The organism is Amycolatopsis sp. NPDC102389 (assembly GCF_044765885.1).
Lineage (GTDB): Bacteria > Actinomycetota > Actinomycetes > Mycobacteriales > Pseudonocardiaceae > Amycolatopsis.
The window spans coordinates 1-19,281 of sequence record NZ_JBIWKX010000039.1; the positions used below are offsets into that span (position 1 = coordinate 1).

Genomic DNA, 19,281 nt, shown 5'->3' on the forward strand with positions numbered 1-19,281 from the left:
GCACGGGCGGATGCGGCCGAGTACGACCCGGTACGAGGCCGATCCGCCCGCACCGCCAGGAACCACCTGGATCACGAAGCCCATCGAACAGACTTGCAGGACACGGCCTAGCCGCGCAGCTGCTCGCGGACCTCCATCAGCGCGAAGCCCAGGAGGTTCTGCCCGCGCCAGTAGTCGGGGCGGGTGGCGTTCTTGTCCTCGCGGGCGAGGCCGCTGCCCCAGACGAGGTCCATCCTCGACGCCTCGACGATCACCTTGTCGCCCGTGGCCAGCAGGAACTCGCGCTCTTCGGCGTGCTGGCGGAACTTCTCGAGGTTCCCGTCGATGACGATGTCGAAGCGGTGCCGCTCCCACACCTCGGCGTCGAAACCGGAGACCTCACGGCCGAGGATCTTGGCGGTCTTGGGATCCGGTGCCTGACGGATGTTCGCCGCGGCCTCGTGATCGCCGAACAGTTCCGCCTTGCTCGCCATCATGTAGTGCTCGGCCGTCGGGTACCGCTCGCCGCCCGCGACGAACGGCGCCAGCCACCACTGGCTCAGGCAGGCCGCGTTGATCCGGCCGCTCTTGAGCGGGGTGTGGCCGTAGAAGAGCTGGTACCCGGGCTCCGCGCCGCTGTGGACCAGCTCGCGCAACGCATCGAGACTCCGGACTCCGTCGACCTTGCTCACCATGGCGACCAGTGGACCACAGGCCCCCGACAACTCGTGAACTGGATCGGACCACTCTCGGTCGTGACCGGAGGCGGTCAGTACATTCAGCATTCGTGCAAGGGATCGAAACGGTGAGCGCCCGAACGGTCGAAGAGGCCGCCAAGCGATTGGCCGGGGTGGTGACCCGCACGCCGCTCGAACCGAACGAGCGGCTTTCGGCGCGGGTGGACGCCCGCGTCTGGCTCAAACGCGAAGACCTGCAGACCGTGCGCTCGTACAAGATCCGCGGCGCCTACAACTTCATCGTCCAGCTCGACGCGGAGCACCGGAAGCGCGGCGTCGTCTGCGCGAGCGCGGGCAACCACGCGCAGGGCGTCGCGTACGCGTGCCGCCGTCTCGGCGCGGACGGCCGGGTCTACGTGCCCGGCACGACTCCCCGGCAGAAGCGCGAGCGGATCGCGACGCTGGGCGGCTCGCATATCGAGGTCATCGTTGTCGGCGAGACCTACGAGGACGCCTTCACCGCCGCGAAGCAGGACGCCGAGCGCACCGGCGCGACCCTGGTCCCCGCCTTCGACGCGCCGGAGACGGTCGCCGGGCAGGGCACGGTCGCGATGGAGGTCGTCGCGCAGCTCGGCTTCGTCCCGGACGTCATGGTGGTGCCGGTCGGCGGTGGCGGCCTGCTCGCCGGGATCGCCGCTTGGGCCGCGGAACGAGCGCCGGAGATGCGGATCGTCGGGGTCGAGCCGTCGGGCGCGACCTGTATGGCGGCCGCGCTGGCGGCCGGTGAGCCGGTGCGGCTCGAGAGCGTCGACACGTTCGTCGACGGTGCGGCGGTCGCGCTGGCCGGATCGGTGACGTATCCGCTGGTCCGCGACGGAGGTGTCGAGCTCACCGACGTCGCCGAGGGCGCGATCTGCACCGAAATGCTGGCGATGTACCAATCCGACGGCGTGATCGCCGAACCCGCGGGCGCGCTCGCGACCGCCGCGCTCGGCACGACGGTGAAGATCGACCCGGGCCAGATCGTCGTGTGCGTCGTCTCCGGCGGCAACAACGATGTCAGCCGTTACGGCGAAGTGCTCGAACGGTCGCTCATCCACGAAGGACTGAAGCACTACTTCCTGGTGGGGTTCCCGCAGGAGCCCGGCGCGTTGCGGCGGTTCCTCGACGAGGTCCTCGGGCCGGACGACGACATCACGCGGTTCGAGTACGTGAAGCGCAACAGCCGGGAGACCGGGCCGGCGCTGATCGGCATCGAACTCGCGCGGCCCGGCGACCTGGAAGGACTGCTGCACCGGCTGGAGGTGAGCCCGCTGCAGGTGGAGCGGGTGGAGCCGGGCAGCCCGCTCTTCCACTTCCTGGTCTGACACCCCGCATTCAGTCCTCTGAATGCGGTTAGCGGAAGGCGGCCAGGTGCGCCCGCGCCCAGTCCACGAACGGCCGCGGCTCCCGTCCGGTCAGATCCCGGACGGCGCCGGTGACCTCGGAATCGTCGAACTCGCCCTCGGCGAAGAAGCGGAAGAAGGCGTCGACGTACTTCTCCGGCATCTCCGCGCTCATCGTCACGCGGGCCTCGGCGTCCGACAGCGGATCCAGCCGCAGCTCCCGTCCGAGCAGCTCGCTCAGGACGCGGAGCCGGTCGGCGGGCCGGAGCGAACCCGGGCCGGTGATGGCGTACGCCCGCCCCTCGTGCCCCGGTGTGGTCAGCGATTCCGCGGCGACGGCGGCGATGTCGTACGGGTCGATCGTCGCCACCGGGACGTTCGCGAACGGCTCGCGGACGACGTCCCCCGCCCGAAGCTGCGGGATCCACTGCAGCGAATTCGACATGAACCCGCTCGGCCGCAGGAACGTCCACGCCAGCTTCGACGCGCGGACCGCCGCCTCGGCCGCCATGTGCATTCCGGCGACGGCGTTGTCCGCGTGCCCGCCGACGGCCGAACGGGACGACAGCAGCGTCACCTGTTCGACGCCCGCGTCCCGCATCGCCGCGAGCGCGCCGGGCATGTCCTCGTAGCCGCCGAGCAGGAAGACCGCCCGGACACCTTCCAACGCGGGTTTCAGGCTCGTCGCCTCGTTCAGATCTCCCAATACTCCGTCGACGCCGTCCGGCAACGGCCGCGGCGTTCGGACCAGCGCCCGGACGGGATGCCCGCCGCGCGCCAGTATTCCGGTCAGTTCCGAGCCGACGTTGCCGCCTGCCCCGGTCACCAAGATCATGCGCTTTCTCCCCAGTGCGGTGGCCGCCGTCACAGGCGGCGGTCGTCGACGGCAACCCTGCCAGGGAGATCAGGGCGGCTCAAGGCGCCTTGGGCACCGCCGGGTACGGGACGAAGGTGCTGGTGTTCTCGTCGACGGTCAGCTGCTTGCCGATCGTCGGGAACGCGCGCTGCGAGCAGGCGGGTCGTTCGCAGACTTTGCACCCCATGCCGATCGGGGTGGCCGCGGCGCGGTCGTCGAGATCGAGCCCGGTCGAGTAGATCAGCCGTTTCGCGTGCCGCAGTTCGCAGCCGAGGCCGACGGTGAACGTCTTGCCGGGGCTGCCGTAGCCGCCGATGTTGCGCGACACCGTCCGCGCGACCCAGAAGTAGCTCTTACCGTCGGGCAGGGTCGCGATCTGGGTGAGGATCTTGCCGGGCTGGGTGAACGCCTCGTAGATGTTCCACAGTGGACACGCGCCGCCGACGCGGGAGAAGTGGAAACCGGCCGCGGACTGGCGTTTCGACATGTTCCCGGCCCGGTCGACACGGACGAACGAGAACGGCACGCCGCGGTTCTTGGGCCGCTGCAACGTCGAGAGCCGGTGGCAGACGGTCTCGAAGCCGACGCCGAAGTGGTCGCAGAGCCGCTCGATGTCGTAGCGGAAGCGTTCCGCGGTCGACAGGAACGGTCCATAGGGGAGGATCAGCGCGCCCGCGAAGTAGTTCGCGAGCCCGACCCTGGCCAGCGAACGCGCGGCGGGCCCGGAGAACGCCCACGAGTCGGCGAGTTCGGTGATCAGGTCGTCGTATTCCAGCAGCGCGATCTGTGAGGCCATCCGGAACGCCTGCTGCCCGACGCGCAGGCTCGGCGCCAGCCGCAGCACCCGCGGCCCGGGCTCGTACCGGTGCTGTTCGCCGTTGGTCTCGTCGATGCCTTCGCTCGTGACGTCGACGCCGTAGCGCTGGATCAGCGTTTCCTTCAGCGCCGCCAGCACCTGGCCACGCTGCAGCGGGATGTCGTGCGCCATGCGTTCGGCGCGTTCGTCCAGCTCGGCGACGTAGTTCTCCCGCTCGTAGAAGAAGTCGCGGACCTCTTCGTGCGGCAGGGCGGTGGCGGCGCTTCCATGCAGGCCGAGGCCGTTTTCCGTGGTCAGCACGGCGGTGTTCTCGACGGCGTTGCGGTAGCTGCGGTGCAGTTTGACCAGTGCCTGCGCGATCGTCGGCAGGTTCGTGGCCAGGTCGTTGAGCTCGCTGGTCGTGACGTCCACACCGAGGACCTCGTCGAGCAGCGCTTCCTTGACGTCCGCGACCAGCCGGGCCGTGTCGTTGTTCGCGAAGAACTCGGTGTCCACTCCGAACGCTTGCGTGATGCGAAGGAGCACCGGGACGGTCAGCGGCCGCGAGTTGTGCTCGATCTGATTGAGATAACTGGGTGAGATCTCCAGCACACGAGCCAGGTCCGCCTGGCTCATCGACCGGCTTTCGCGCAGATGCCGCAGCTTCGCTCCGGCGAAGGTTTTGTCCACTGAGGCCTCTCTGTCCGCAAGGTTTCCGGGCCTGAACGATTCAGTGAACGGTCAAGCCCGTGGATTTTGCCTGTGCTTGCGAACCTGTGATTCGCAACCTTTGCAAGATGCTACGGAAGCTTCGCAGAAATTGGCAAATTGGAGGCCTGGATCCGATTTCCCCTGTCATGTCAGGGTCGAATCAGGAAAGGCGATCACTCGCAAACTTCGCAACACCGGGAGAATCCGATGACTCAGCACGCGCAGCAGCTGGAGCAGGCGGCCGCCGAACTGGCCAAGCAGTGGGAGACCGACCCCCGCTGGGCGGGCGTGAAGCGGTCGTACTCCGCGGCTGACGTGGTCAAGCTGCGCGGCAGCGTGGTCGAGGAGCACACGCTCGCTCGCCGCGGCGCCGAGAAGCTGTGGGACCTCCTGCACAACGAGGACTACGTCCACTCGCTGGGCGCCCTGACCGGTAACCAGGCGGTGCAGCAGGTCCGCGCCGGCCTCAAGGCCATCTACCTGTCGGGCTGGCAGGTCGCCGCCGACGCCAACCTCTCCGGCCAGACCTACCCGGACCAGAGCCTCTACCCGGCCAACTCGGTGCCCGCCGTCGTCCGCCGCATCAACAACGCGCTCGGCCGCGCCGACCAGATCAACTGGGCCGAGGGCAACACCGACATCGACTGGTACGCCCCGATCGTCGCCGACGCCGAGGCCGGCTTCGGTGGCCCGCTCAACGCCTTCGAGCTGATGAAGGGCATGATCGCCGCCGGTGCCGCGGGTGTGCACTGGGAGGACCAGCTCGCTTCCGAGAAGAAGTGTGGTCACCTCGGTGGCAAGGTGCTGATCCCGACCAAGCAGCACGAGCGCACGCTGAACGCCGCCCGCCTCGCCGCGGACGTGCTGAACGTGCCGTCGCTGATCGTCGCCCGCACCGACGCGCAGGCCGCCACGCTGATCACCAGCGACGTCGACGAGCGTGACCGCAAGTACGTCACCGGCGAGCGCACCGCCGAGGGCTTCTACAACGTCACCAACGGCATCGACCCCTGCATCGACCGCGGTCTGGCCTACGCCGAGTACGCCGACCTGCTGTGGATGGAGACCTCCAAGCCGGACCTCGAGGTCGCCCGCCAGTTCGCCGAGGCGATCAAGGCCAAGTACCCGGACCAGATGCTGGCCTACAACTGCTCGCCGTCGTTCAACTGGAAGAAGCACCTGGACGACGCGACGATCGCGAAGTTCCAGCGCGAACTCGGCCACATGGGCTACAAGTTCCAGTTCATCACGCTGGCCGGCTTCCACGCCCTGAACTACTCGATGTTCGACCTGGCGCACGGTTACGCCCGCGAGGGCATGACCGCCTACGTCGACCTGCAGGAGCGCGAGTTCGCTTCGGAGGACCGCGGTTACACCGCCACGAAGCACCAGCGCGAGGTCGGCACCGGCTGGTTCGACAACGTCGCGACCGCGCTGAACCCGGAGAGCTCGACCACCGCGCTCGCCGGTTCCACCGAGACCGAGCAGTTCTGATCCACGCAAGCAGGTGACCGGTGGCGGTCTCTCGACTCCCAGGGGAGACCGCCACCTCCCTTCCTCTCTATCTCTCGCGAAGCCCAGCGGAGGCACACCATGGTTGAGAAGCTGAACTACCGGATCGACGTCTGCGGACCCGCCGGTGACCGGTTCGCCGAGATCCTCACCCCGGCCGCGCTGGACTTCGTGGCCAAGCTCGACAACGCGTTCGCCGGCCGCCGCCGCGAACTGCTCGACGCCCGCCGTCTGCGCCGCGAAGAGCTGCAGTCCGGTGAGAAGCCGCTGGGCTTCCTGCCCGAGACGCGCTCGATCCGCGACGACAGCAGCTGGTCGGTCGCCCCGGCCGCGCCCGGTCTCGAAGACCGCCGCGTCGAGATCACCGGCCCGACCGACCGCAAGATGACGGTCAACGCGCTGAACTCCGGCGCCAAGGTCTGGCTCGCCGACTTCGAGGACGCGACCTCGCCGACCTGGCACAACGTGATCGACGGGCAGCTCAACCTGTTCGACGCGATCCGCCGCAACATCGACTTCACCACCGAGGCGGGCAAGCGCTACACGATCGGCGACGAGCCCGCGACCATCGTCGCCCGCCCCCGCGGCTGGCACCTGGTGGAGAAGCACATCCGCATCGACGGCCGCCCGGTTTCGGCGAGCCTGGTCGACTTCGGCCTCTACTTCTTCCACAACGCGCGCCAGCTGCTGGCCCGCGGCAGCGGCCCGTACTTCTACCTGCCGAAGCTCGAGAACCACCTCGAAGCGCGGCTGTGGAACGACGTCTTCCTGCTGGCGCAACGGGAACTCGGTATCCCGCGCGGCACGATCCGGGCCACCGTGCTGATCGAGACGATCACCGCCGCGTTCGAGATGGAGGAGATCCTCTACGAACTGCGCGAGCACGTCTCCGGGCTGAACGCCGGCCGCTGGGACTACATCTTCAGCGTCATCAAGAACTTCTCCTCGCACGGCGCGGATTTCGTGCTCCCGGACCGCGCGCAGGTGACCATGACCGTCCCGTTCATGCGGGCCTACACCGAGCTGCTGGTGCGCACCTGCCACAAGCGCGGGGCGCACGCCATCGGCGGCATGGCCGCGTTCATCCCGAGCAAGGACCCGGAGATCAACGCGACCGCGCTGGAGAAGGTCCGCCAGGACAAGGAACGCGAGGCGAACGACGGCTTCGACGGCTCGTGGGTCGCGCACCCCGGCCTGGTCCCGGTCTGCCGCGAGGTGTTCGACAACGTCCTCGGTGGCTGGCCCAACCAGCTCGGCAAGCTGCGTGAAGACGTCACCGTGACGGCCGAGGACCTGCTCGACGTCGCGAGCGCGGGCGGCGAGGTCACCGAAGCCGGTGTCCGCGCCAACATCAACGTCGCGCTGCGCTACATCGACGCGTGGCTGCGCGGTACCGGTGCGGCGGCGATCCACAACCTGATGGAGGACGCCGCCACCGCGGAGATCGCCCGCTGCCAGGTGTGGCAGTGGATCCGCAACGGCACGAAGCTCGAAGACGGCACCGCGCTCACCCGCGAACTCGCCGTGTCCTATTTGGACGAAGAGCTGGCGACGGTGCGGGCCGAACTGGGTGAGAACACCCGCCTCGGCGACGCCTACGAGATCTTCACCGAGACCGCGCTGGGCGAGAAGCTGCCGAGCTTCCTCACCACCGGCGCGTACGCGCGATACCTGACCACGCACTGAATCAGGCTCCGGCCGCCCCTACCTGACGCGGGGCGGCCGGGTTCCACACCGGTTTGGGACGGTGTGGCCCAACGGGTCCGGTGGCGGCGGCTCCCCGCCACCGGACCCGCTTCACGCGCGCGCCCCTTCCGGTAGCGCCTGTCGGGCGTGCGCCTCGCCGCGGAGACCCCGCCCACCCCCACACCGCGGTGGGCGCGGTCTCCGCGGCTTTCTTCTGGACCGAACACGCGTGATTGAAGGCGTAACTCGCGTGTTTGAAGGCGTAACACGCTGATACGCCTCTAATCACGCGAGTTACGGCCTCGAGCACGCGAGTTACGGCCACGGGACCGGACGAATCGGTCACGGACCGCGATTAGGTAGGGGTACCTAGTGATACCCCCGTTGTTTCGGTGGCGGGTCGCGCGGATGCTCGGCGCCGGGCGGGAATTCCGCCCGTTTCCCCGAGGAGCCACCATGAAGAAGCAGTTGAGAACGCTCTTGGCCGCGACCTTCGCCGTCCTCGCCGTCGCCCTCGCCGCGCCCGCGGTGTCCGCTTCGGCCGGGGTCTCGGTCCAACCGGACTGTGTCCGGCCCTGTCACTTCTGATCTTCGTCACCTAGAACAGCCCCGGGGGGTCGCGGCGCGCATGTCGCGAAAGCCACTTTCGGGACATCAGACGTCGCGAAAGTGGCTTTCGCGACACGAAAAGCGGCCGCTCACGGCTCGAAGGCGTTGCCCGTCGCGATCTTCGGCCGCCCCAGTTCCACCGGTTCCCCGACGCGGGCCCGCCGGTAGACCGCCACGGTCGCCTCGGCGATCCGGCCCCAGTCGAAGTCCGCGGCCAGGCGCGACTGAGCGGTCAGCGCGCGGCGGGCGGCGGCGACCTCGTCGTCCAGCACCGCCTCGACGGCGTCCCCGAGGGCGTCGACGTCGCCGGGGCTGAACGCCAGGCCGGTCTCCCCGTCGACGACGACCTCGCCGAGCCCGCCCGCGGTCGAAGCGACCAACGGCGCCTTGGCGGCGGCGGCCTCCAGCGCGACGATCCCGAACGGTTCGTACCGGCTGGGCAGCACGACGGCGTCGGCCGCGGCCAGCACGGCGCGCAGTTCGCGGTCGGACAGATGCCCGACGAAGTCCACCGCGCGACGGACCCGCAGCTTGCGGGCCTGGTCGACCAGTTCCTCCAGATGCCGTCCCTTGCCGGCGACGACCAGCCGCGTCCCCGGTTTGGCGCGGCGGATCCGGGGGAGCGCGGCGAGCAGGTCCTGCACGCCCTTCTCCCATTCCAGCCGTCCGAAGTAGAGCAAAAGCGGCGCGCCGGAGGGGCTGTAGACCTCGCGCGCGTGCGCGACCTCCTCCGCGGGCACCTGCCAGGTGCGTTCCTCGATGCCGTTGTGGATCACGGTGACCGCGTCGCCGTCGACCTCGAACAGATGCGCCACCTCGCGGCGCATGGCCTGCGAGCAGGTGATCAGCGCGTCCGAGCGGTTCGCGAGCCACCACTCGACGGAGTGCACCTGCTGGTTCAGCGGATGCGAGAGCCAGCCGGAATGCCGTCCGGCCTCGGTGGCGTGGATCGTGCCGACCAGCGGCACCCGCGCGGCCTCCGCGATCGCGATCGCGGGATGGGTGACCAGCCAGTCGTGCGCGTGCACCACGTCCGGCTGCCAGGTGCGCAGCAGGTCGGTGGCCGCGCGGACCATCGCGTGCCCCATGGCCAGCGTCCACGCGACGAGGTCCCGTTCGAAGGTCACGTGCATCGGGTCTTCGGCGACCCGGATGATCCGGACGCCCTCGACCACACGATCGGTCCTCGGGTGGGTCTCGGCGTCGGTGCCCGCCGTGTGACGGCACAGGACGACCACGTCGTGCCCCTGCCGGGCGAGATGCCTGGCCAGGGCATGGACGTGCCGTGCGAGTCCGCCGACGACCACGGGTGGGTACTCCCACGACAACATCAGCACGCGCATGGGTGGAGGTTACTCGTGAGTCGGTCGGCACCGGGACCGGGCGATCACCCCTGCAGGTGAAGCCGATCGAGGGCGACAGGGGCGGCGATCTTTGCCACCATCGGGTCGATGACGTCTTCGGTGAACGTGGCCGGACCGGCCTTCAAGACCGTCGAACCGGTGCTCTCGACGCCGTGGTCCGCGCAGGTCGGACCCGGCAGCGCGCTGCCCGAGTACCCGCGTCCGCGGCTGGTCCGCGAACGCTGGCTGAACCTCAACGGCGTCTGGGAGTACGCGGGCAGCGGCGCGCCCCGCCGCGACGGGTACGGCGAGCGGATCCTGGTGCCGTTCCCGCCGGAGTCGGCGCTCTCCGGGATCGGACGGCGGGACGAAACCCTCTGGTACCGCAAGGTGTTCCAGGTCCCGTCCGAATGGGACAGTCAGCGGGTGCTGCTCCATTTCGGCGCCGTCGACCAGTCCGCGACGGTCTGGGTCAACAACCAGGAGGTGGCCGTCCACGAAGGCGGGTACACGGCCTTCAGCGCGGACATCACCGACGTCCTGCGCCCGTCGGGATCGCAGGAACTGACCGTCCGCGCGACGGACCGGACCGACGCCGCGACGCATCCCGTCGGCAAGCAACGGAACGATCCGAAAGGGATCTTCTACACCGCCGCCTCGGGTATCTGGCAGACCGTCTGGCTGGAGCCCGTGCCGTCCGCGCACGTCCGCGATCTGCTGACGACCCCGGACCTCGATGGAGTGACCGTTGTGCCCAAGGTCACAGGCGGCGCCCGGGTGGAGGTGATCGTCAGCGAACCCGGCGGCGCGGAAGTGACCCGCGTCGAGGGGGAGGCGGGACGGCAGTTGCGCGCGGAGGTGCCTTCGCCGCGCTTGTGGACACCGGACGACCCGTATCTCTACGACCTCCAGGTCCGCTTGCTCGACGAGAGCGGCAACGTGCTCGACGTCGTCGAGTCCTACACCGGGCTCCGGACGATCGGGACGGTCGCCGACGCCCAAGGCAGGCCGCGGATCGCGCTCAACGGCCGGATCACCTTCCTCCACGGCCCGCTCGACCAGGGTTACTGGCCCGACGGGATCCACACCGCCCCCACCGACGAGGCGCTGCGGTTCGATCTGGAGAAGACCAAGGAACTCGGCTTCAACTTCGTCCGCAAGCACGTCAAGGTCGAGCCGGAACGCTGGTACCACTGGGCGGACAGGCTGGGCCTGCTCGTCTGGCAGGACATGCCGTCGCTCACGGTCTCGTTCGACGGCCCGCCCGGGACCGCGCCCGATCCGGTGTCGGAGGCGAAGGCGCGGTTCGAAGCCGAACTGATCGAGATGGTCGAGCAGCTGCGCGGGGTGACCTCGATCGTCGGCTGGGTGCCGTTCAACGAGGGCTGGGGCGAATTCGACACCTCTCGGATCGCGAACCTGGTGAAGGACCTCGATCCGAGCAGGCACGTCGTCGCGAACAGCGGGGTGAACTGCTGTTTCTCCCGGCCGGACACCGGTGCGGGTGACGTCTACGACGACCACACCTACGTCGGGCCGGGGAATCCCGCGGTGAAAGACCACAGGGTGATCGTCGACGGTGAGTACGGCGGCCTCGGCCTGGTCCTCGACGACCACCGCTGGCCGGGAGAACCCCAGGCCTACGAGATGACGAAGACCTCGGCACAGCTGACCAAGCGCTATGCCGAGGTCAGCGAGCACCTCGAACGGATCATCGCCGGAACCGGCCTTTCCGGCGCGATCTACACCCAGACCACCGACGTCGAGAACGAGGTCAACGGCCTGCTGACCTACGACCGGCGGGTGGTGAAGGTCGACGCCGCGGCCGTCGCCACCCGCAATCGCGCGGTCATCGAGGCGGGTCAGTCCGGCTGAGGCTCCAGCGGACCGCCCGAATCCCGGACCCGGACGGGGAGCCCGAGCAGCTGAGAAGGCAGCTGCCCGGGGTCGTGGCCGGGGGTCATCCACACGTCGATCGTGGGTGCCCCCTCGGCCTCGCCCTGTCCGACCCCGACGACTCCGGGGACGTCGTCGAGCCACCGCGACGCCCTGGCGAGAGCGGCGTCGACAGCGCCGGCATCAGGCGATTCTTCGGCCACTACGGGTGCACCCTGATCCCGAGCGCGGCCTCGACCAGCGTGATCCGGTTGATCACGGTGACCACCGGCGAACCCGCGAACAGCAGGCCGACGGCCAGATCCGTGTTCAGTTCCGCCACCAGGCTGCCCGAGTCGCCGCCGCCTGACATGTCGGTGGTGAGCAGCTGCTGTGCGAAGCGGGCCACCCGGCCGCCGCCGTAGTTGACGTCGACGGTGGCGTTGATGTTCGTGATGGTCCCGGTCGTCCAGCTGGTGGTCCGGCCGGTCTTCTGCACCCGCGTGCCGACGGTCGGTGCCGGGTTGGTGCCGCGGAGGTCGCCGACCCAGAAGATCCGCCGGTCGAGGTCGTGGAACTGGCCTTCGGCGATGGCCGCGTCGACGAGGTTCAGCGGGGCGGGCTGGCCCGGGGTGATGAACTTGATCGGCACGTACCGGCTCAGCCTGGCGATGACGTCGCTGGGGATGACGCCGCCGTCGAACGGGCCGGGCTGCAGGATCGGGTCGCCGATGGCGGCGGCGTTGGTGTTGGCCAGCACGTGGTTGTTGCTGAGGATGTAGTACCTCTGCGGTTTGCCGGGCAGCGCCGATGCGTCGTAGACGGCGGTGCCGTACGTGCCGGCGGTGATCTGGAAGTGGCCGACGCTCAGCCCGCCGAACGCCGGGCGGAAACGCCTGGCGAGCGTGAGCGGGTCGACCATGTCGCGGAGCCCTTCCTGGCGGGAGGGCTGCTGTGCCGGTGCTTCGTCCTGGACCGGGGCGGCGCCGTTGACCTTCGGCGGTGTCACGGTCCGGCCGGCCTGGAGTACTCCGACCTCCTGGACGTCGGTGGGCACGCCGGCCAGTTTCGCCGGGACGAGGTCGTCGTCACGGAGCAGTTCGTGCGGCAGCTTCGTGTCGACCAGTACGGTGATCGCCTTTTCGCCGGTGTCCGTTCCGTTCGACCACTTGGTGCCGAGCGCGACACCCACGACGTTCTGCCTGTCGAGCAGGTTCCTCTCTTCGGTCGCCTGAACGGTCGCGAGGGAGAGGAATTCCTTCGGGATCATGTTCTTTTCGATCATGTCTGCCACACTTTTCTGTTGTCGGCGTTGACGAAGTGCGGGACTCCCGACGAAGGAGTCTTCCCCTGTGAGCTGAGCTGCGCCATAGTGCAATCGGGTATGGCGCTTCACTGTGGATGTCAGGATTTCCCTTGTGTGGCAAGGGTTTGTGATCGATCAACCGGCCATCGCCGCGGTGTCATGGCTATTCAGGGACTTTAGTCACCGATTCGCCGCAAAAAGAAACGGGCGGGCTCGCCGGATCTCCGGCGAGCCCGCCCGTTCGCGAAAGTGAGAATCAGCCGATCGCGGCGTCGATCGCCTTGGTGATCGTCTCGTCTTCGGGTTCGGTGCGCGGGCGGAATCGTCCCACCACTTCACCGGACGGGGCGACGAGGAACTTCTCGAAGTTCCACTGCACGTCGCCGGCGGCGCCTTCCGCGTCGGCCGCCTTGGTCAGTTCGGTGTAGAGCGGGTGACGGCCTTCCCCGTTCACGTCCAGCTTTTCGAACAGCGGGAACGAAACCCCGTACGTCGTCGAGCAGAAGGTCTGGATCTCCTCCGCGGTGCCCGGCTCCTGGCCCGCGAACTGGTTGCACGGGAAGCCGACGACGGAGAAACCCTTGTCCGCGTAGCGTTCCTGCAGTTTCTCCAGCCCGGTGTACTGCGGCGTGAGACCGCATTTCGACGCCACGTTCACCACCAGCAGCGTCTTGCCTTCGAGCGCGCCGAGCGTCGTGTCCTCGCCCGCGAGCGTCTTCAGCGGGATGTCATGGATCCCCATGATGGTGCCCCTTTCGTCATTTCCTCAGCAGATCACGCGCGTCGACGTGGCCGAACGGCCCGTCGTCGCGCCGGAACGCGGCCGCGGTCTCCCGCGCGCGGTCGAGCGCCCCTTCCCGGAGCAGCCCGGCGAGCGTGTCGAACCGTCCGGTGTGCACTTCGGCCCGCCGTCGCGCGTAATCGGCGGCGGAGTCCTTGGTGACCATGAACGCCCAGTCGCTCGAAAGCGCCAGCATCGCCTCGGCGACGGCCTGATCGCGAACGGCGTCACGCGTCGTCGTGTCCATTCCGGCGACCAGGTCGAGCATCCGGTGCTGCAGTGCGGTGTTGTCCCGCACCATGTCGGCGACCTGCTCGCCGTCCCAGACCCGCCAGTCCTTGCCCGAGCCCCACGACGACGCCGGAAGGTCGACCTTCCCGCCGAGGTGACCGGCTTCGAGGGCGCCCTTGAGTGTCGTGACGCGGACACCCGCCTCGGGCAGCGCGCGCAGGACGCCTTCGAGCCAGGCCGGGCCCTCGTGCCACCAGTGCCCGAACAGTTCCGTGTCGTACGCGGCGACTACGAGGGATTCGCGGCCGTGCTCGGCCTTGAGCGAACGCAGGCGGGCGACGACGGTGTCGACGAAGTCCTGGACGTGGCCGCCGAGGGTGGCCGTCGCCATCGCCGGATCGTACGGCGCCTTGTCCGGTGGCTCGACGGTTTTGCCGGTCACCCGTGACGGTTTGAGGCCGACTTCGTGCGCCCAGGTGTGGAAATCGCGATAGGCGGCATGGCCGGGATATCCGGCCTTCGGCGACCAGACCCGGTACGTGACTTCGAGGTCGCGGCCGAAGCAGACGACGTCGGAATCGCCGACGGTCCGCGCCGCCGAGGTGTCGCCGTGCAGGGAGGGCCCGTCGACCATGAACCGCTGGACGCCCGCGGCGGCGTATCCGGCTTCCATCCCGGGCGCGTAGCCGCATTCAGGTGCCCAAATGCCCTCGGGCCGGCGTCCGATCCGCAGCGCGGTGTCGGCGAGGCCGCCGCGCAGCATGAAGTCGCGGACCGCCGGGTCGAGCAGCGGCTGGAACGGATGCGCCAGCGGCCCGCCGAGCAGTTCGATCGTCCCGTTGTCCACAAAGGACCGAAGGATGGGTGAGAAGCCATGGCGCCAGCGGGTTTCGAGTTCTTCCGACGCGTTGAGCGCCGTCCGGTACTCGCTCGCCGCGAGCTCGCGCAGCAGCGGGTCGCCGTGCCAGAGCGTGGACGCGTGCCAGGAGCGCAGTTGCCAGTGCCCGAGCCAATCGTGGAAGGCCTCGATGCAGTACGGATCGTCGAGCTGGGCGGCGAGGATCGGCGTCATCCCGAGAGTGAGGACGTCTTCGCGGCCCTCGTCGGCGAAGCGGCGCAGGAGGTTGACCATCGGCAGATAGGAATGCGCCCACGCCTGGTAGAGCCATTCCTCGCCGACCGGCCAGGATCCGTGATGCGGCAGCCACGGCAGATGGCTGTGCACGACGAGGCAGAACGTGCCCTCGTACTCGGTCATCGGCGCACCGCCACGGCGACCAGGTCGAGGCTGTCGTCGAGGTCTTCGCCGTGGATCGCGAAATCCGCGGCCTGGATGGCTTCGACGTCGGCGAGCAGTTCCGCCGGCCAGGTCGCCTGCCCGGGCAGCTGCCCCATGACGACGTCGAGCTGGGCGTCGATGATCGAGCCGCCGTACTTGGCGTCGAGCTTCGCGACACCCTCGCCGTGGTGGAGACCATGCAGCGTCTCGACTTCGAAACCGGCGTCACGCAGCAGTCCGCCCAATTCGGACGGTGCGAGCTCCCTGGTGTGGAACGGGTTGAGCGGCGTGTCGCTGTCCGGGGTGAAGGTCAGCCGGTTGGGCGTCGTGACGATCAGCCGTCCGCCGGGGGAGAGCACGCGGCGGCATTCGGCGAGGAAGGCGCCCTGGTCCCAGAGGTGCTCGATCACCTGGAAGTTGGCGACGACGTCGACCGAGGCGTCCCGCAGCGGCAGGAACACCAGGTTCGTTCTGGCCACGCCGATGCCGGGGTAGCGGCGGGCGACATGCTCGGTGGTGGGGACGTCGTAATCGAGGGCGAGCACCCGCTCGGCGACGGTGGCGATGAGCCCGGCGCCGTAGCCTTCGCCGCAGCCGGCCTCCAGGACGGTCTTGCCTTCGCACAGGGGCAGGAGCTGTTGATACGCCGCCTCGTGGCGCCGGAACCAGTAATTCTCCTCGGCGATGCCCGGCACGGTGCGTTCACCGGTGAGGTGCAGCGCTTCGGCCCTGGTGGCTGGGGTGGTCACGCCGCGACCCTACCGGCCGGTCACTTCGGCCCGCGTGTCACGTTTCGCGGCGCTGTCCAGTCCAGAAGGTATGCAACGGACATTCACCCGCGTACTGCTCGTCGTCTTCGGCCTCATCGAACTGCCCGTCGGGCTGTGGCCGCTGGTCAGCCCGGACGGTTTCTACCGCGACTTTCCCGGCTTCCGCACCGGCTGGGTGGCGATGGACGGCCCCTTCAACGAACACCTGATCCGCGACTTCGGCGGCCTCAACCTGGCGCTCGCCGCACTCCTGATCGGCGCCGCCGTGATCGGGACGACCGCCGTGGCCAGGCTCGCCGCGCTCGCGACCTTCCTGTTCGGACTGCCGCATTTCCTCTACCACCTGGGCCACGTCTCGCATTTCGAGCCGGTGGACCAGGTGCTGATCGTCGCGACGACGGCGCTGGGCGCGGTGCTTCCGGTGGTGGTGGCGCTGATCCCTTCACGGGTGTCGATTCCCAAAGAAGGCGCTACACCGGCGACACCGTGATACCGATGGCGCCCGGCCCGAGGTGGGCGCCCAGGATCATGCTGGCGTCCACCAGGGTGCTGTCGACCATATGCGGCAGCCGCGCCCGCAGTCGCCCGCCGATCTCCAGATCGCGTTCGTCCGGGCCGAACCGGGTGATCGCGACTTCGACGTCCCGGTCACCCGCGCATTCCACCGCGAGGTCGACGAGCTTGTTGAGCGCCCGCCGCTGGCCCGGCACCCGCGTCAGCGGGGCGACCTCGCCGTTCTTCAGCGTCAGCAGGGGTTTGATCGAGAACGCCGAGCCGAGGAACGCCTGCGCCGCCCCGATCCGGCCGCCGCGGCGCAGGAACTCCAGCGTGTCGACGTAGAGGATCTCGCGGCTGCCGCGGAACCGGCGTTCGGCCGCGTCGATGACCCGGGTGGCCTGCCCGCCGGCGGCGGCGACCTTGGCCGCCGAGGTCGCCGCGAAACCGAGGCTCATCCCGGTGGTCCCGCTGTCGAGGACGTGGACGGGGACGTTCACCTGCTGGGCGGCCTCGCGGGCCGCGTTCACCGTCTCCGACATCCGTCCCGAGATGTGGACGCTGACGATCGCGGAGGCGCCCTTGCTCGCGGCGTCCTGGAACGCCCAGAAGAACGCGGCGACCTCGGGCGGTGCCGTCTTCACCGGCGTCCCGGCGCGCAGATGGCCGATGATCTCCTCGCGGTCGTAGCGGTTCTCTTCGTCGAGCTGCTCTCCGACCTGCAGTTGGACCTGAACGACGCCGATTCCCCAGCGTTCGGCGACCGGGGCGGGAAGACAGGCGGTCGAGTCCGTGATCACGGCGACAGGGCCGGGCATGGAACGCATGGTGGGGCAGGTTATCCCTTCACCATCTCCGGGAGTACCCCGGAATACGGCCGTTCGGGTTAGTCGGCCGGTTACACTCACTTCCGGGTGAATTACCTGGACGATGGTCCCACTAAAACGTGCATCCAGGTGAATGAGGTCACCTCGGCGGGCCCCGGCACTGAAATGGCCTTAATCTACCGGCCAGTAGAGCTGTTGCCCCGTGGCCGACGCCGGCCACTAACGGGAGGTCGAAGTAGACCCATGACGAACATCGTTGTCCTGGTCAAGCAGGTACCGGACACCTACTCGGAGCGGAAGCTCTCCGGTGCCGACAACACTCTTGATCGCGAATCCGCCGACGCCGTGCTCGACGAGATCAACGAGAAGGCCGTCGAAGAAGCCCTGAAGATCAAGGAAGCCGGCGAGGGCGAGGTCACCGTCGTCTCGGTGGGTCCCGACCGCGCGACCGACGCGATCCGCAAGGCCCTGTCCATGGGCGCCGACAAGGCCATCCACGTCTCCGACGAGGCCCTTCACGGCTCCGACGCGATCGCCACCGCCAAGGTGCTGGCCGCCGCGATCTCGAAGGTCGAAGGTTTCGACCTGGTCATCACCGGTAACGAGGCCTCCGACGGCCGCGGTGGCGCCGTGCCGGCGATCATCGCCGAGCTGCTCGGCCTGCCGCAGCTGACCCACGTGAACGAGCTGACCGTCGACGGCACGTCGATCAAGGCCGACCGCTACACCGAGGACGGCGTCACGCACCTCGAGGCGAACCTGCCCGCGGTGGTGAGCGTCGGCGAGAAGATCAACGAGCCGCGCTACCCCTCCTTCAAGGGCATCATGGCCGCCAAGAAGAAGCCGGTCGAGACGCTGACCGTCGCGGACCTGGGCGTCGACGCGGCCGAGGTCGGCCTCGGCAACGCGTGGTCGTCCGTGCTCGAAGCCTCCCCGAAGCCGCCGCGCACCGCCGGTGAGCGCGTCGAGGACGAGGGTGACGGCGGCAGCAAGGTCGCCGCCTACCTGGTCGCGCAGAAGCTCATCTGAGACAGGTTTCGAGGAGGAATAGGGAAATGGCTGAAGTACTCGTCCTCGTCGACCACGTCGACGGTGAAGTCAAGAAGGTCACGCTCGAGCTGCTGACCGCCGCTCGTGAACTGGGTGAGCCGTCCGCGGTCGTCGTCGGCCCGACCGGCACCGCCGCCAAGGCGAAGGAAGCCCTCGCCGCGCACGGCGCCGCCAAGGTGTACGTCGCCGAGGGCGACAACGCCACCGGCTTCCTGGTCACCCCGAAGGTGGACGTCCTCGCCGCGCTCGCGGAGCGGACCTCCCCGGCCGCCGTGCTCGTCGCGGCCAGCGCCGAAGGCAAGGAGGTGTCCGCTCGCGTCGCGGTCCGCCTCGGCTCCGGTCTGCTGTACGACGCCGTCGGCGTGAACGGCGACGGCAGCGTCGACCAGTCCATCTTCGGTGGCGCGTTCTCCGTGAAGTCCAAGTCCACCAAGGGTGTCCCGGTCATCTCGGTCCGCCCGGGCGCGGTCGAGGCGGCCCCGGCCGAGGGTGCCGCCGCCGAGGAGACCGTCGAGGTCCCCGCGGGCGACCCGGCGAAGTCCGCCAAGATCACCGGTGTCGAGCCGATCGTCGGCGGCGACCGGCCGGAGCTGACCGAGGCCTCGGTCGTCGTCTCCGGTGGCCGCGGTGTCGGCTCGGCCGACAAGTTCGACGTCGTCGAGGCGCTCGCCGACTCGCTCGGTGCCGCCGTCGGTGCTTCCCGCGCCGCCGTCGACTCGGGCTACTACCCGGCGCAGTTCCAGGTCGGTCAGACCGGTAAGACGGTCTCGCCGCAGCTGTACATCGCGCTGGGCATCTCCGGCGCGATCCAGCACCGCGCGGGTATGCAGACCTCGAAGACCATCATCGCGGTCAACAAGGACGCCGAGGCGCCGATCTTCGAGATCGCCGACTTCGGTGTGGTGGGCGACCTGTTCAACGTCGCGCCGCAGCTGACCGAAGAGGTCCAGAAGCGCAAGGGCTGAGTCCTTCGTTCGAAGAGGGGCCGTCCGGGATTTATTTCCCCGGCGGCCCCTTTTTCGTGACCGGGAAGTGACTTTTCACCCTGAGAGAAGCCTGAGAACCCGCAATTAACTGAACGTGCACTATTCGGCCATCGGGCGCATTGTCGTT

18 protein-coding genes are annotated in these 19,281 nt (G+C 68.8%); 8 read left to right on the forward strand and 10 right to left on the reverse strand.

Annotated elements, in window-relative coordinates; translation table 11 throughout:
- Positions 1–107 precede the first annotated feature (107 nt).
- A complete protein-coding gene (locus ACIRGA_RS27930) occupies positions 108–674 on the reverse strand; it encodes an NADAR family protein (RefSeq protein WP_400946182.1) in 567 nt (188 codons plus the stop codon).
- A 92-nt stretch (positions 675–766) separates the two neighbouring features.
- Between ACIRGA_RS27930 and ilvA the strand changes: the two genes are divergently transcribed.
- Positions 767–2,023 (forward strand): threonine ammonia-lyase IlvA, encoded by a 1,257-nt coding sequence (gene ilvA, locus ACIRGA_RS27935; protein WP_400946184.1) that lies wholly within the window; start codon positions 767–769, stop codon positions 2,021–2,023.
- A 28-nt stretch (positions 2,024–2,051) separates the two neighbouring features.
- On the opposite strand, the gene ACIRGA_RS27940 is transcribed toward ilvA, so the two are convergent.
- Positions 2,052–2,876, reverse strand: coding sequence for an NAD(P)H-binding protein (locus tag ACIRGA_RS27940; RefSeq protein WP_400946186.1), 825 nt, complete (start codon positions 2,874–2,876; stop codon positions 2,052–2,054).
- Between the two features lie 79 nt (positions 2,877–2,955).
- Positions 2,956–4,383 (reverse strand): short-chain fatty acyl-CoA regulator family protein, encoded by a 1,428-nt coding sequence (locus ACIRGA_RS27945; protein WP_400946189.1) that lies wholly within the window; start codon positions 4,381–4,383, stop codon positions 2,956–2,958.
- Between the two features lie 228 nt (positions 4,384–4,611).
- On the opposite strand from ACIRGA_RS27945, the gene aceA reads away from it, so the two are divergent.
- From aceA to ACIRGA_RS27960, 3 genes are all read left to right on the forward strand, one after another.
- Entirely contained in the window at positions 4,612–5,898 is a 1,287-nt protein-coding gene (gene aceA, locus ACIRGA_RS27950) for an isocitrate lyase (RefSeq protein WP_400946191.1), read from the forward strand.
- Positions 5,899–5,997: 99 nt separating this feature from the next.
- On the forward strand, positions 5,998–7,602 hold the full coding sequence (gene aceB, locus ACIRGA_RS27955; RefSeq protein WP_400946194.1) for a malate synthase A: 1,605 nt from the start codon (positions 5,998–6,000) through the stop codon (positions 7,600–7,602).
- 456 nt (positions 7,603–8,058) lie between these two features.
- A complete protein-coding gene (locus tag ACIRGA_RS27960) occupies positions 8,059–8,190 on the forward strand; it encodes a hypothetical protein (RefSeq protein WP_255431241.1) in 132 nt (43 codons plus the stop codon).
- Positions 8,191–8,300: 110 nt separating this feature from the next.
- On the opposite strand, the gene ACIRGA_RS27965 is transcribed toward ACIRGA_RS27960, so the two are convergent.
- Positions 8,301–9,554, reverse strand: coding sequence for a glycosyltransferase family 4 protein (locus ACIRGA_RS27965; RefSeq protein WP_240600501.1), 1,254 nt, complete (start codon positions 9,552–9,554; stop codon positions 8,301–8,303).
- A gap of 108 nt (positions 9,555–9,662) precedes the next feature.
- On the opposite strand from ACIRGA_RS27965, the gene ACIRGA_RS27970 reads away from it, so the two are divergent.
- Complete coding sequence (locus ACIRGA_RS27970; RefSeq protein ID WP_400946197.1) at positions 9,663–11,429, forward strand: glycoside hydrolase family 2 protein; 1,767 nt, start codon at positions 9,663–9,665, stop codon at positions 11,427–11,429.
- On the opposite strand, the gene ACIRGA_RS27975 is transcribed toward ACIRGA_RS27970, so the two are convergent.
- The 5 genes from ACIRGA_RS27975 to ACIRGA_RS27995 form a co-directional block, all read right to left on the reverse strand.
- Positions 11,417–11,653, reverse strand: a complete 237-nt coding sequence (locus tag ACIRGA_RS27975) for a hypothetical protein (RefSeq protein ID WP_400946199.1) — start codon at positions 11,651–11,653, stop codon at positions 11,417–11,419. The genes ACIRGA_RS27970 and ACIRGA_RS27975 overlap by 13 nt on opposite strands.
- Positions 11,653–12,714 (reverse strand): serine protease, encoded by a 1,062-nt coding sequence (locus tag ACIRGA_RS27980; protein ID WP_400946202.1) that lies wholly within the window; start codon positions 12,712–12,714, stop codon positions 11,653–11,655. Before ACIRGA_RS27980 ends, ACIRGA_RS27975 begins: the two co-directional genes overlap by 1 nt.
- 277 nt (positions 12,715–12,991) lie before the next feature.
- On the reverse strand, positions 12,992–13,477 hold the full coding sequence (locus tag ACIRGA_RS27985) for a glutathione peroxidase (RefSeq protein ID WP_400946204.1): 486 nt from the start codon (positions 13,475–13,477) through the stop codon (positions 12,992–12,994).
- A 16-nt stretch (positions 13,478–13,493) separates the two neighbouring features.
- Positions 13,494–15,005 carry a 1,4-alpha-glucan branching protein domain-containing protein gene (locus ACIRGA_RS27990; protein WP_400946206.1) on the reverse strand — a complete coding sequence of 504 codons (1,512 nt, stop codon included), beginning with the start codon at positions 15,003–15,005 and terminating at the stop codon, positions 13,494–13,496.
- The gene (locus ACIRGA_RS27995; RefSeq protein WP_400946208.1) at positions 15,002–15,775 is read right to left on the reverse strand and encodes a methyltransferase domain-containing protein; all 774 of its coding nucleotides are present in this window, start codon (positions 15,773–15,775) and stop codon (positions 15,002–15,004) included. Before ACIRGA_RS27995 ends, ACIRGA_RS27990 begins: the two co-directional genes overlap by 4 nt.
- A gap of 70 nt (positions 15,776–15,845) precedes the next feature.
- On the opposite strand from ACIRGA_RS27995, the gene ACIRGA_RS28000 reads away from it, so the two are divergent.
- Positions 15,846–16,286 carry a hypothetical protein gene (locus ACIRGA_RS28000; RefSeq protein ID WP_400946210.1) on the forward strand — a complete coding sequence of 147 codons (441 nt, stop codon included), beginning with the start codon at positions 15,846–15,848 and terminating at the stop codon, positions 16,284–16,286.
- Here ACIRGA_RS28000 and ACIRGA_RS28005 read toward each other — a convergent pair.
- Entirely contained in the window at positions 16,267–17,118 is an 852-nt protein-coding gene (locus ACIRGA_RS28005) for a DegV family protein (RefSeq protein WP_400946212.1), read from the reverse strand. The genes ACIRGA_RS28000 and ACIRGA_RS28005 overlap by 20 nt on opposite strands.
- 243 nt (positions 17,119–17,361) lie before the next feature.
- Here ACIRGA_RS28005 and ACIRGA_RS28010 point away from each other — a divergent pair, with 243 nt between their 5' ends.
- Complete coding sequence (locus tag ACIRGA_RS28010) at positions 17,362–18,147, forward strand: electron transfer flavoprotein subunit beta/FixA family protein (RefSeq protein ID WP_007031634.1); 786 nt, start codon at positions 17,362–17,364, stop codon at positions 18,145–18,147.
- A 26-nt stretch (positions 18,148–18,173) separates the two neighbouring features.
- Entirely contained in the window at positions 18,174–19,133 is a 960-nt protein-coding gene (locus ACIRGA_RS28015) for an electron transfer flavoprotein subunit alpha/FixB family protein (protein WP_037341881.1), read from the forward strand.
- Positions 19,134–19,281: the final 148 nt, after the last annotated feature.

Coding starts and splice junctions, on each gene's coding strand:
- ACIRGA_RS27940 (WP_400946186.1), bottom strand. CDS start 2,876: ATGATCTTGGTGACCGGGGCAGGCGGCAACGTCGGCTCGGAACTGACC.
- ACIRGA_RS27990 (WP_400946206.1), bottom strand. CDS start 15,005: ATGACCGAGTACGAGGGCACGTTCTGCCTCGTCGTGCACAGCCATCTG.
- ACIRGA_RS27970 (WP_400946197.1), top strand. CDS start 9,663: ATGACGTCTTCGGTGAACGTGGCCGGACCGGCCTTCAAGACCGTCGAA.
- ACIRGA_RS28000 (WP_400946210.1), top strand. CDS start 15,846: ATGCAACGGACATTCACCCGCGTACTGCTCGTCGTCTTCGGCCTCATC.
- aceB (WP_400946194.1), top strand. CDS start 5,998: ATGGTTGAGAAGCTGAACTACCGGATCGACGTCTGCGGACCCGCCGGT.
- ACIRGA_RS27960 (WP_255431241.1), top strand. CDS start 8,059: ATGAAGAAGCAGTTGAGAACGCTCTTGGCCGCGACCTTCGCCGTCCTC.
- ACIRGA_RS27985 (WP_400946204.1), bottom strand. CDS start 13,477: ATGGGGATCCATGACATCCCGCTGAAGACGCTCGCGGGCGAGGACACG.
- aceA (WP_400946191.1), top strand. CDS start 4,612: ATGACTCAGCACGCGCAGCAGCTGGAGCAGGCGGCCGCCGAACTGGCC.
- ACIRGA_RS28010 (WP_007031634.1), top strand. CDS start 17,362: ATGACGAACATCGTTGTCCTGGTCAAGCAGGTACCGGACACCTACTCG.
- ACIRGA_RS28005 (WP_400946212.1), bottom strand. CDS start 17,118: ATGCGTTCCATGCCCGGCCCTGTCGCCGTGATCACGGACTCGACCGCC.
- ACIRGA_RS27980 (WP_400946202.1), bottom strand. CDS start 12,714: ATGATCGAAAAGAACATGATCCCGAAGGAATTCCTCTCCCTCGCGACC.
- ACIRGA_RS27965 (WP_240600501.1), bottom strand. CDS start 9,554: ATGCGCGTGCTGATGTTGTCGTGGGAGTACCCACCCGTGGTCGTCGGC.
- ACIRGA_RS28015 (WP_037341881.1), top strand. CDS start 18,174: ATGGCTGAAGTACTCGTCCTCGTCGACCACGTCGACGGTGAAGTCAAG.
- ACIRGA_RS27930 (WP_400946182.1), bottom strand. CDS start 674: ATGGTGAGCAAGGTCGACGGAGTCCGGAGTCTCGATGCGTTGCGCGAG.